An 11,667-nucleotide genomic window follows, 5' to 3' on the forward strand; every position below is an offset into this window, starting at 1 on the left:
CCTCCTGACGGGAGCCGACCTGACCGGGACCCGGCCCTCCTCCCCTATGGGGCCGGTGTGCGAGAGGGGCGGCTCCACGCCGATGGAGCCGCCCCTCTCGCGTGCCGCGTTGTCAGTGGGGGGTGTTTCCATGGGGGCACGAGGGTTCATGCGCCCATGGAAGCACCACGCCGTGCTCCGCCTCGAAGCCGTCCGTGCCCAGGGTCAGCGAACCCCGGTGGACGACCTGCTCGACGACGGCGTCGGGGCCGCTGCGGCATGGACTGGCACGTGGTCGTCACCGGCCCGCACCGCGGACACATATGGCACGTCACCGATGTGGGCGCCCTGCCGTTCGGCGCGGAGTTCGGTCATACGACCGCCGCGCCCGGCTTCGCCGGATGGGTGCGGCACTGGGCCGCCGGCCAGGAGTGGTTCGACGCCGGGTCAGCCCAGTGAGGCGACGGCCTCGCGTACGGCGGTCACGTCCCGCAGCTCCTCGCGGCGCACGATCAGCTCACGACCCAGCAGCAGCGCCCTGCGGGACGCCGGTGCCGGGTCCGGGAGGGTCGTCAGGTCGGTCAGGTGGGCGAAGCCGATGATGCGGCGGATGATCTCCGTGCCGGCGTAGCCGACCGATTCCGTCCAGACGCGGCGCAGGAAGCGGTCCAGGTAGGCGTCGTCGAAGAAGGTGTCGACGCGGGTCGGCCACAGGCGGCGGAACTCCGTCTCGAAGGCCTCCCAGGACAGCCGGAGTTGGTCGCCGTGGTCGCTCAGCGACCCCAGCGCCCAGGCCCGTTCCTCCGACACCAGCGCGTTGGCCCAGTACAGGCCGAGGTCGTAGCCGATCGGGCCGACGAAGGAGAACTCCGGGTCGAAGACCCGCACGACCGGGGCGCCTTCCCGGTCGCCGACCATGATGCTGCCGGTGTGCAGGTCGCCGTGGAGGAGGGCCTGGGCGGTGGTCATGAAGGTGTGCCGGAGGTCGGCGACCTCGGTGCGAAGGCGGGCGTCCGCGCGGAACTTTGCCGCCAGGTCGGCCACACCCTCGTGCCAGTGGTTGTGCTCGTGCTCGATGTACGGCTCGGAGAGGACCACGTCCTCGGTGATCTTGCACAGCTCGGGGCTGACCGAGGCCGCGATGAGGGCCTTGCGCTCGGCGGAGGGCATCCCGAAGTCGCTGGTGGCGAAGGAGAGCTGGGCCACGAACTCGCCCACCCGGGCCGAGGTGTTCGGGCCGTAGGCCGCGCCCTCGTTGAGGAGCGTGCGCAGGACCTCCAGGTCCGACATGTCCTCCATGACGAGGGCGTAGTTCTCGGGGTCGTAGCCGTGGATCGCCGGGATCTTGTCGGGGGCCACCTTGGCGACCTGGTCGTAGGCGCGGGCCTCGGCGTCGGCGCGGTCCGGGTTCATCGGCCAGGACGGGCCCGCCACGCGGACCCACGGCAGGGCCTGCTTCACGGCGAGGCTGTGGGTGCCGGCGGGCGAGGTCGCCAGGAAGACGCGGTTCATGTTGCCGTCGGAGACCTCGCGGACCTCCGGGTCGGCGGCCTCGTCCCAGTGGCCGCGCTCCCGCAGGTAGGCCGGGATGTCCTCGGTCTCCAGGATGCGGTAACCCATCGTGAACTCCCCTATGCGGTGCGGCGCTTGGACAGGGTGAAGCTGAAGACCAGGGCGAGGATGAGGACCGCGCCCTCGACGACGTCCTGGGTGTAGTACGGCAGGCCCTTGATGGTCAGGCCGGTGGTGATGATGCCGATCAGCACCGCGCCGAGGGCCGTGCCCCAGACGTTCGGGCGGCCCTTGCCGAGAACCGACGTGCCGACCAGGGCGACCGCGACCGCCTCCAGGAGCTGCGAGGTGCCGGCCGACACGTCGCCCTGGCCGATGCGGGACGCCAGGATCAGACCGCCGACGGAGGCCAGGACTCCGGACAGGACGTAGGCGAGGGCCCGGTACGCGCCGACGCGGATGCCGGCCAGCCGGGACGCCTCGGGGTTGGCGCCGATGGCGTACAGCACCCGGCCCCAGCGGGTGCGGGCGAGGAAGACCCAGGCGGCGATCGTCAGCCCGCCGAAGACGAGGACGGAGATCGGGACGCCGAGGACCGTGCCGCGGTCGATCTTCAGGAAGCCCTCGGTGAACTTGCCGGGGGCGGTGGTGCCGTCGTCCAGGGTCATGCCGGGGGTGATGGACTGGCCGTCGACGAGGACGAGTTTGAGGCCCTGGACGATGAACAGCGTGCCGAGCGTCGCCAGCATGTCGGGGATCTTCAGTACGACGATCAGCAGGGCGTTGAGCAGGCCCACCACGGCGCCCGCCGCGAGCACCGCGACGATGGCGACGGTGCCGATCTGGTTGTAGACGACCATGGTCTGGGCGGCGACGGAGACTCCGAGGCCCGCGACCGCGCCGACGGACATGTCCATCCCGCCGACGGCCAGGGTGAGGGTGACGCCGAGGCCGAGGATGGCGGCGACGGAGACATAGCGCAGGGTGTCGAGGAGGGTCGCCGACTCGCGGAAGGAGCCCTCGCTGAGCGCGAAGTAGAGGAAGAGGGCGACCGTCACGAAGAGGAAGCCGTACTTGATGACGGCGCTCTGGACGCGCGCGGCCGGGGTGGCCGTGGTGGACGGCGTCGCCGTCTTCACCGGGGTGCTCTGGGCTGTGGTCATGGGGTGCTTCCTTCAGCGGCGGCGGGCGTCACACCGACGCCGAGATGGTCTGGATCACGCGGTCGCGTTCCGCGTCCTCGCCGTAGGCCTCGAGGTGGATCTCGCCGGCGGCCAGCACGACGACGCGGTCGGCGACCTCCAGCACCTCGTCGACGTCGGCGGACAGGACGAGCACGGCGGCGCCCTCGGCGGCCAGGGCGCGGGCGCGGCGGCCGATGTCCCGGCGGGCGCCGATGTCCACGCCTCGGAATGGCTCGTCCAGGATGAGGACGCGGGGTGTCTCGGCGAGCCAGCGGCCGACGACCACCTTCTGCTGGTTGCCGCCGGACAGCTCCTCGACGGTGCTGTGCTCGTCGCGGGTGACGACACCGAGGGCGTCGATGGTGTCCCGGCCGAGGGCGTCCTCCTTGGCCGTGTTCACGAGGCCCAGGCGGGAGAAGGACTTCAGGAACGGCAGCGAGATGTTCTGGGCGAGGGACCAGCCGGGGACGAGGGCGTCGGCGTGCCGGTCCTCGGGGACCAGGTGGATGCCGGCGCGGATGGCGTCGGCGGGGCGGCGGGGCGTGTAGGGCTTGCCGTCCAGTTCGACCGCGCCGGTGGTGAAGGGCTCGGCGCCGAACAGGCCGCGGGCCAGCTCGGTCTTGCCCGCGCCCAGCAGGCCGACGACGCCGGTGACCTCGCCCGTGCGGATGTCCAGGTCGAGCGGCGTGCGGCCCTCGAAGAGCCGGACGCCCCTCAGCGAGAGGGCCACTTCACGGGAGGGCCCTGCGTCCCGTACCGGCCGGGCCGTGGTCGCCTCGTGGGCCTGGGCGAGCATGGCGCGCAGGGCCGCGTCCCAGTCGAAGGGCTTGGCCTGGTCCTCGGTGAGACGGCCGTCCCGCAGGACGACCAGCCGGTCGGCGAGGGCGTCGATCTCGCCGAGACGGTGGGAGACGTAGAGGACGGCGATGCCGTCGTCGCGCATCTTCTCGACCAGGGCGAAGAGGCGTTCCGCCTCGGCCGCCGACAGCGCGGAGGTCGGCTCGTCGAGGATGAGGAGGCGCGGGCGGGTGGCCAGGGCGCGGGCGAGGATGAGCAACTGCCGGTCGGAGATGCCGAGTTCGGTGACGTCTCTTTTCAGCAGCGCGTCGCTCCAGCCCAGTTCCAGGCCCGCCTGGATCTCGCGGGCGCGGGCCAGCAGCTTGGCGCCGTTGAGGAAGGGGTTGCCGCGGCGCTGGGCGAGCTCCTCGAAGACGAGGTTCTCGGCGACCGTGAGGCCGGGCACGATGCCCTCGCCGATGCGCTGGTGCACGGTCTGGATGCCCAACTGCCGGGCGGCCAGCGGCGACTGGAGGGCCGCGGGCTCCCCTGCGACCCGTACCTGGCCGCCGTGGTCGGTGTGCACACCGGAAAGGATCTTGATCAGTGTGGACTTGCCGGCGCCGTTCGCGCCGAGCAGCGCGACGACGCTGCCCGGTGCGATGTCCAGCGAGACGGACTCCAGGACCGTCTTGCCACTGAAGGCCATGCTGACGTCCGTCAGCCCGACGGCCGGTTCAGTGGGCGACATTCGAGATCCAGTCCGCGGTCGAGACCTGGGACAGGTTCAGCGCGGGCAGTGCCTCGCGCAGCTGGTCCATGTTCTCGATCTTCTTCTCGCGCAGGAAGTCCTGGGTGATGGCGACGGCCGGGAACTCGACGGAGGTCTTGTTCAGCTGACCGGCCAGTTCGAGGGCGGTGGTGCGGACGACGGCGGCGCCGACCGCGGACGGGTCGGTGCCGGCGGTGGCGACCCAGGGGCTGTCGGCGGCGGTCATCTGCTGGATGTCGGCGTTGGAGACGTCCGCGCCGAAGACCTTCACCTTGTCCTGGAGCTTCTTGTTCTGCACGGCGAGGACGGTGCCCTTGGCGAGCTCGTCGTAGGGGGCGAAGACGCCGGCGACGTCGCCGTGCTGGGTGAGCGCGGCGGAGACGAGGGGAACGTTGTCGGTGGCCGTGGAGTCGGTGACCTTGCCGACCTTGAACTCCTGCTTCCAGCCCTGCGCGGCGACTTCCTTCGCCCACACGGTGTCGCGCTTGTCGAGGGCGGCGTAGCCGGCCACGTTGACGTAGCCGACCTTGGCGTCCTTGCCGACCTTCTGGGCCATCACGTCGAGGACGGCCTGGGCCATGCTGGCGTCGTCCTGCTTGGTGGCGACGACGCCCTTGGTGGCGGTCTCGACGTCGTAGACGACGACCTTGATGCCCTTCTTCACGGCCTTGTCGATCTCCGGCTGGATGGTGGCCGGGAAGCCGTGGTCGATGATGATCGCCTTGGCACCGGAGTTGATGGCCGAGGAGAGGTCGGTGGCCTGCTTGGCGTTGTCGGCCTGGGCGTCGTACACGGTCAGGTCGATGCCGAGGGCCTTGGCCTGCGCCTTGGCGCCGTTGCCCCACTGCTCGAAGTAGTCGCCGGCGCCGCTCTGTCTGACCAGGGCGACCTTGACCGCGCCCGCGCTGAACGGGGCGGGCTTCTTGCCGGTGGCGGCCGACGCGGAGGCGGCGGTGTCGCCGGCGTCCTTGGAGGCGTCGCTGGACTGCGAGCAGCCGGAGAGCACGAGCGCGGAGAGGGACGCGAGGGAGAGCGCGGCAAGGGGCAGACGGGTGCGGGACATGGTGGGGCTCCAGGTGCGGGGTGGTGCAGAGCGGATGAGAGAGGTGCCTGGCCCGGAGCGCGAGCAGAAGGGAATGCGCCACCGCCGCAGGGAGGGCAGGGCGGGGCTCCGGGAGGGGTCAGCGACAGCTGGTGGTGGTCGTCCGGAGCAGGTCCACGTACAGCCGCCGCACGAGCAGCAGCGTCTTCATACGCAGATCATGAGAACGATTTCAGCCATCCGTCAAAGGTGTGGAAGCGGTTTCTCAGCAGGTGAGACAACGACTACGTCACACCCGATTGACCTGACATGGCGGGTTACCATCGCGGGACCGGCACCCGACCCGGCACAGTGAGGCCCCGATGACGACACCCCGTGCGAACGCGCTGCGTATGCCCTGCATGCGCCGCTGTTGTCGCGCGCTGTGTCGCGGCTGACCAACTGTCCCGCCGCGTTTCGCCGCCGTCCCTCTTCCTCCCCCGCCGGTCCGGTGCTTGTCTCGGTATCCGGACTTTCCTTCCAGACGCCTGGAGTTGTTCCCATGACGCTGCTGACCACCTGGTCCGAGTCCGGCCCCGAGACGCAGGTCCGCCGCACCTCGGACCCCGCCGAGATCGCCGAGGCGCTCAAGCCGCTCGGTGTGCGCTACGAGCAGTGGCCGATCCGCGAGGACGTCCCCTTCGACGCCGACAGCGACACGGTGTTCGCCGCGTACGGCCCGGAGATCGAGAAGCTGAACGCCGAGGAGGGCTTCACCACCGTCGACGTCCTCGGCCTGCACCCCAGCGACGACCCGGAGTTCCCCGCGAAGGCGAAGGCCGCGCGCGAGAAGTTCCTCCAGGAGCACACGCACGACGACGATGACGAGGTCCGTTTCTTCGTCTCCGGCTCCGGCATCTTCTATCTGCACGTGAACGGCGAGGTGCACGCGGTCTTCTGCGAGAAGGGCGACCTGCTGGGCGTGCCGCGCGGCACCACCCACTGGTTCGACATGGGCACCAACCCGTCGTTCACCGCGATCCGCTTCTTCCACGAGGAGGACGGCTGGATCGGCAACTTCACCGGTTCGACGATCGCGTCCCGCTTCCCGGACTACGACACGATCGCGGCGGGCTACGAGGCGGACAAGGCCTCCGCATGAGCCTGTCGTACGACGTGGACGCCGTGGTGCTCGACATCGAGGGCACCACGAGCGCCACGGGCTTCGTCGTCGACGTCCTCTACCCGTACTCCCGCTCACGTTTCGGAGCACTGCTCTCCCAGCGCGGTGGTGATCCGGACGTCCAGCGGGCCGTCGCCCAGGTCCGCGAGGAGCTCGGCGACCCGCACGCGGACGCGGCGGCCGTCGAGAAGGCCCTCAACTCCTGGCTCGACGAGGACCGCAAGGCCACCCCGCTCAAGACCCTCCAGGGCATCATCTGGTCCGAGGGCTTCGCCCGCGGCGACCTCGTCTCGCACTTCTACGACGACGTCGTACCGCGGTTGCGTGCCTGGCACGCGGCGGGCCTGCGGCTGTACGTCTACTCGTCGGGGTCGGTGGCCGCGCAGCGGGCGTGGTTCACCAACAGCCCGGAGGGCGATCTGACGTCCCTCGTCTCGGGGCTGTACGACACCGAGAACGCGGGCCCCAAGCAGGAGCCGGAGTCGTACCGCCGTATCGCGGAGGCGACCGGCGTCGCGCCGTCGAGGCTTCTCTTCCTCTCCGACCGCCCCGGCGAGCTGGACGCGGCCCGTGCGGCCGGCTGGCACGCGGTCGGCATCCGGCGGCCCGGGGAGCCGTACTACGAGCAAGGCGTCGGCGACCACGCGCAGGCGGGGACGTTCGACGAGATCACCGTTTCTAGGAGCACCGCATGACCGCCGAGATCAGCGCACTCGACCTGGAGGAGGCGGGGGCGGTCCTCGCCGCCGAGTCCGCCCGCTTCGCCTCCTTCGGCTGGATGCGCGGCACCTCCGGCAACCTGTCCGTGGTGCTCGCCCGTGACCCGCTGCGCCTCGCGGTCACCGCCAGCGGCCACGACAAGGGTGAACTGACGCCCGCCGACGTGGTGTTGGTGGACGGGCAGGGCGCGGCCGTGCAGGGCGGCAAGCCGTCCGCGGAGGCCGAGCTGCATGCGCGGGTCGCCGCGCTGACCGGGGCCGGGGCCGTCGTGCACGTCCACACGGTGGCGTCCGTGGCCATGGGGCGGCGCGAGCCGGGCGGGATCGTCTTCAGGGACCTGGAGATGCTGAAGGGCGTCGGGCAGCCCGCGCACGACGTCGAGGTGACGCTGCCGGTCATCGCCAACAGCCAGGACATGAAGGTCCTCGGGGACCGGCTGGAGGCGGCGCGGGACCCGAGGATGCCGGCGGTGGTGGTCGCGGGGCACGGCCTCTATGTCTGGGGCGACAGTCCGAAGCAGGCCCGGCACCACACCGAAGTGGTGGAGTGGCTGCTGGAGTTGGAGCTGTCGCAGCGCTGAGCACCACAGAAAAAAGGGACCCTCTGGGATCAGGGGGTTTCTTTCCGTCTACTTCAGGTGATCCCCGGGCAGTTGACCGGCGGAGACCTCCAGCACGCCCCGTTCGGTCGCCAGCCCCGTCACCAGCCGCCCCGGCGTCACGTCGAAGGCGGGGTTGTGTCCGCGCGACTCGGCGGGCGCCGTGCGCACCCCGCCCCACTCCAGCACCTCGGCCTCACCGCGGAGTTCGATGTGGATGTCGTCGCCGGTCTTGGTGGCGAGGTCGACCGTTGTCGTCGGCGCGGCCACCAGGAACGGGATGCCGGCGTCGGCGCAGGCGAGGGCGACGCCCACGGTGCCGACCTTGTTGGCGGTGTCGCCGTTGGCGGCGATGCGGTCCGCGCCGACGATCGCCGCGTCGACCTCGCCGCGCAGGATGGTGCCGGCCGCGGCCCCGTCGGCCTGGACGTAGTGCGGGATGCCCTCCTGGACCAACTCCCAGGCGGTGAGCCGGGATCCCTGGAGCAACGGGCGCGTCTCGTCGGCGTACACGACCTCCAGGCGCCCGCGGGCGTGGAGTTCGCGGATGACGCCGAGTGCCGTGCCCCAGCCGGCGGTCGCGAGGGCGCCGGTGTTGCAGTGGGTCAGGATGCGCAACGGCCGGTCCTCGCCGACGAGTTCGAGCAGCCAGTCGGCGCCGAAGGCGCCCATCGCGCGGTTCGCCTCGACGTCCTCGCGCTGGACGGCGGCGGCCTCCTCCAGCACCGCGTCGAGGCCCTCGTCGAAGCGGGTCATGACGCGGTCCACGCAGACCATGAGGTTGACGGCGGTGGGGCGGGCCGCACGGACCCGGGCGACGGCCGCGCGTATCTCGTCCCGCGACCAGCCCGCGCGCTCCCCCTCGATGAGCGCGAGCGCGACACCGTACGCGCCCGCCGCGCCGATGGCCGGCGCGCCGCGCACCACGAGGCGCTGGATCGCGTCGACCAGGGTGTCCACATCGCGGACATCCAGCGTCTCGGTGCGCTGCGGCAGCAGCGTCTGGTCGATGAGGGCGAGGCTCTCCCCGGTCCACTCGACCGCACGCAATTCCTGGGGCATATCGGGACACTCCTGATGTTCCGGTGGTCTCCGCCACCGTACATGACCTGCACGAACCATAGTTCGAGACAGTCGAGCAGGTGTCCGGAAACGGATGCTACTGTCCAGCGATCAGTCCGCAGACCGAGACGAAGGAGGAAAGATCGTGCTGCTGACCAAGCGCCGTTTCCTCGACTTCGGCCGGTGTGCCGGCGACGGCTGTCGACGCTGACCCCGTCCCCGCAGCGTCACCCCACCCACCACCCCCACGCGCTCCCGGCGGAGCGCGTATCGCCGTATCCGGAAGGCCTCCCCCGATGCTCCGCAGATCCCGTCGTACCCTCCAGGTCGCCGCCACCACCGCACTGATCGTCACCGCCGCGACCGCCTGCAACGCCGCAGCGAAGAACGACTCCGGCAGCGCGAGCGCGGGCAGCAAGACGTCCTTCACGCTGGTCACCCCGGACGCCGTCGGCCAGAACGAGTTCCTCAAGCTCGCCGTCAGCGGCATCAAGTCCGCGGCGAAGAAGCACGACGGCTCGCAGAAGGTCTACGAGTCCACCGACACCGCCTCCCAGCAGCAGAACGTGCAGGCCGCGGTCGACGCCAAGCCGGACGTCATCGTGCTGGTCGGCTTCGAGTTCGCCGACATCGTCGCCCAGCAGGCCCAGAAGAACCCGAAGCAGCAGTTCCTGATCATCGACGCCTGCACCGCCAAGACCTTCAAGAACGTCAGCTGCGCGGTCTTCCGTGAGCACGAGGGCGTCTTCCTCGCGGGCGCCGAGGCGGGCCTGCTCAGCAAGTCGGGCAAGGTCGGCGCGGTCGACGTCCTCGACACTCCCCAGTTCCGTCGCTACAGCGACCCGTTCGCGGCCGGCGCCAAGAAGGTCGCGCCGAAGACCACCACCGACACCCGCTTCGTCGGCGGCCAGTCCCCCTTCGACGACTCGGCCCGCGCCAAGGAGCAGGCGGGCACCCTGCTCGCCAAGGGCTACGACCAGCTGATGGCGGCCGCGGCGGCCGGCAACTACGGCGTCTTCGAGGCCGCGAAGGCCAAGGGCGCCTACGCGTACGGCGTCGACGTCAACCAGTGCACCGCGGCGCCCGGCACGGTCGTCGACAACGTGATCAAGCGCACGGACGTCGCCGTGGAGAAGGGCATCGAGTCGGTGCTCGACGGCAAGGCGGGCACGACCGTCTCGTACGGCCTCAAGGAGGGCGGCATCAGCCTGACCGGCCTGGAGGACGGCGTCCAGACGTCGAAGTGCGTCATCGCCGACCACACGGACGTCCTCGCGAAGGTGAAGGAACTGCGCGACCAGATCGTGTCCGGGAAGCTGACGGTCGATGACCCCGCCGCAAGCTGATCCGGCGGTCGAGCTCCGGGGAATCACCAAGCGGTTCCCCGGCACGCTCGCCAACGACGCCGTCGACCTGACCGTCCGGCGCGGCGAGATCCACGCCCTCATGGGCGAGAACGGCGCGGGCAAGTCCACGCTCATGTCGATCCTGTACGGCATGACCCGCGCCGACGCCGGTTCGGTCCGGGTCGACGGGCGCGAGGCGGACTTCGCCAGCCCGAGTGACGCGATGGCCGCCGGGCTCGGCATGGTCCACCAGAGCTTCAAGCTGTTCGACTCGCTGAGCGTGGCCGAGAACGTCGTCTACGCCGCCGAGCCGCGCCGCTTCGGCCTGGTGGACCGGGCCGCGGCCCGCCGCCGGGTGCGTGAACTCGCCGAAGAGCACGGCCTGGCCGTGGACCCGGACGCGCGCGTCGGCGACCTGCCGGTGGGCCTGCGCCAGCGCGTCGAGATCCTCAAGCTGCTGCACCGCGGCGCCCGCACCCTGATCCTCGACGAGCCGACGGCGGTGCTCACGCCCGCCGAGGCGGACGCGCTGTTCGCCGTCCTCAAGTCGCTGGCCGCGCAGGGCCGTACGGTGATCCTCGTCACGCACAAGCTGCGCGAGGTCCTCGAAGGCAGCGACCGCGTGACCGTGCTGCGGGACGGCCGGGTGGTGGCCCGGCTGGTCACCGCGGAGACCTCCGCCGACAAGATCGCGGCCGCGATGACCGGCCGCGCGGTCGAACTGGACCGCGTCCACGCCCCGGGGACGCCGGGTGACGTGGTCCTGGACGTGTCCGACCTCACCACCGACGGGGTGCGCGAGGCTTCGCTCACGGTGCGGGCGGGCGAGATCGTCGGCATCGCGGGCGTCGCGGGCAACGGCCAGAGCGAGCTGATCGAGGCGCTGGCCGGACTGCGGCCGACCACTGGGGGACGCGTGTCCCTGCTCGACGCCGACATCACCCACGCCTCGGCCACCGAACGCCGCCTGGGGGGCCTGGCGTACGTCCCCGAGGACCGCCACGCGGTCGGTACGGCTCCTGCCGCGTCCGTCGCCGAGAACCTCGCGATGGGACATCACCGTACGTCGTTGTCGTCCCGCGGACTGCTGCCGCCGGCCGGAGTCCGGGCGCACGCACGGCAGTTGATCGACCGCTTCGGCATCAAGGCCTCGGCCCCCGAGGTGCCCGCCTCGGCGCTGTCCGGCGGGAATCTCCAGAAGCTGCTCATCGGCCGCGAACTCGCCCACGAGGCGCCGCTGTTGCTCGTCGAACAGCCGACCCGCGGGGTCGACATCGGGGCCATCCAGAACATCCACGACCAGCTGATCGCCTACCGCGACGCCGGTCACGCCGTGCTCCTCGTCTCGGCCGAACTGAGCGAGATCCGGGGCCTGGCCGACCGGGTGCTGGTGATGTACGAGGGCCGGATCACGGCGTCGTACGACAAGAACGAGGCGGACGAACGGACGCTGGGCCTGGCCATGGCGGGCGGCGCCACGAGGGAAGCCGCCGCGGTGGAGGCCGTCGACTGA

Annotated in this window: 10 protein-coding genes and 1 pseudogene; 6 read left to right on the plus strand and 5 right to left on the minus strand. The window is 71.0% G+C overall.

Features of this window, described 5'->3' with window-relative positions:
* Positions 1–252: 252 nt before the first annotated feature.
* Positions 253–438 (plus strand): annotated as a pseudogene (locus EJC51_RS11015) (SMI1/KNR4 family protein); the annotation flags it as partial.
* On the opposite strand, the gene mtnK reads toward EJC51_RS11015, so the two are convergent.
* From mtnK to EJC51_RS11035, 4 genes are read right to left on the minus strand one after another with little or no spacing between them, the layout of a single operon-like run.
* Positions 427–1,599: an S-methyl-5-thioribose kinase gene (gene mtnK / locus EJC51_RS11020; protein ID WP_126270896.1), complete on the minus strand. Its 1,173-nt coding sequence runs from the start codon at positions 1,597–1,599 to the stop codon at positions 427–429. The pseudogene EJC51_RS11015 and the gene mtnK sit on opposite strands and share 12 nt — an antisense overlap.
* A gap of 11 nt (positions 1,600–1,610) precedes the next feature.
* Positions 1,611–2,654 (minus strand): ABC transporter permease, encoded by a 1,044-nt coding sequence (locus EJC51_RS11025; RefSeq protein ID WP_126270897.1) that lies wholly within the window; start codon positions 2,652–2,654, stop codon positions 1,611–1,613.
* A 28-nt stretch (positions 2,655–2,682) separates the two neighbouring features.
* Positions 2,683–4,203: a sugar ABC transporter ATP-binding protein gene (locus EJC51_RS11030; RefSeq protein WP_126270898.1), complete on the minus strand. Its 1,521-nt coding sequence runs from the start codon at positions 4,201–4,203 to the stop codon at positions 2,683–2,685.
* A complete protein-coding gene (locus tag EJC51_RS11035; RefSeq protein WP_126270899.1) occupies positions 4,190–5,287 on the minus strand; it encodes a substrate-binding domain-containing protein in 1,098 nt (365 codons plus the stop codon). The genes EJC51_RS11030 and EJC51_RS11035 overlap by 14 nt, the downstream gene beginning before the upstream one ends.
* Before the next feature lie 520 nt (positions 5,288–5,807).
* Here EJC51_RS11035 and EJC51_RS11040 point away from each other — a divergent pair.
* The 3 genes from EJC51_RS11040 to mtnB are packed head-to-tail and all read left to right on the plus strand — an operon-like array spanning position 5,808 to position 7,728.
* Positions 5,808–6,407 carry a 1,2-dihydroxy-3-keto-5-methylthiopentene dioxygenase gene (locus tag EJC51_RS11040; RefSeq protein WP_059196555.1) on the plus strand — a complete coding sequence of 200 codons (600 nt, stop codon included), beginning with the start codon at positions 5,808–5,810 and terminating at the stop codon, positions 6,405–6,407.
* Complete coding sequence (mtnC, locus tag EJC51_RS11045; RefSeq protein ID WP_126270900.1) at positions 6,404–7,123, plus strand: acireductone synthase; 720 nt, start codon at positions 6,404–6,406, stop codon at positions 7,121–7,123. Before EJC51_RS11040 ends, mtnC begins: the two co-directional genes overlap by 4 nt.
* Positions 7,120–7,728 carry a methylthioribulose 1-phosphate dehydratase gene (gene mtnB, locus EJC51_RS11050; RefSeq protein ID WP_126270901.1) on the plus strand — a complete coding sequence of 203 codons (609 nt, stop codon included), beginning with the start codon at positions 7,120–7,122 and terminating at the stop codon, positions 7,726–7,728. The genes mtnC and mtnB overlap by 4 nt, the downstream gene beginning before the upstream one ends.
* Positions 7,729–7,776: 48 nt before the next feature.
* Here the strand turns inward: mtnB and mtnA are convergent, their stop codons facing one another.
* The gene (gene mtnA / locus EJC51_RS11055) at positions 7,777–8,808 is read right to left on the minus strand and encodes an S-methyl-5-thioribose-1-phosphate isomerase (protein ID WP_126270902.1); all 1,032 of its coding nucleotides are present in this window, start codon (positions 8,806–8,808) and stop codon (positions 7,777–7,779) included.
* A gap of 296 nt (positions 8,809–9,104) precedes the next feature.
* Between mtnA and EJC51_RS11060 the strand changes: the two genes are divergently transcribed.
* Together EJC51_RS11060 and EJC51_RS11065 are read left to right on the plus strand one after the other, a co-directional pair.
* Positions 9,105–10,154, plus strand: a complete 1,050-nt coding sequence (locus tag EJC51_RS11060; protein ID WP_126270903.1) for a BMP family ABC transporter substrate-binding protein — start codon at positions 9,105–9,107, stop codon at positions 10,152–10,154.
* Complete coding sequence (locus tag EJC51_RS11065) at positions 10,135–11,667, plus strand: ABC transporter ATP-binding protein (RefSeq protein ID WP_126270904.1); 1,533 nt, start codon at positions 10,135–10,137, stop codon at positions 11,665–11,667. Before EJC51_RS11060 ends, EJC51_RS11065 begins: the two co-directional genes overlap by 20 nt.

It is taken from the genome of Streptomyces aquilus (assembly GCF_003955715.1).
GTDB classification, from domain to species: Bacteria; Actinomycetota; Actinomycetes; order Streptomycetales; family Streptomycetaceae; genus Streptomyces; species Streptomyces aquilus.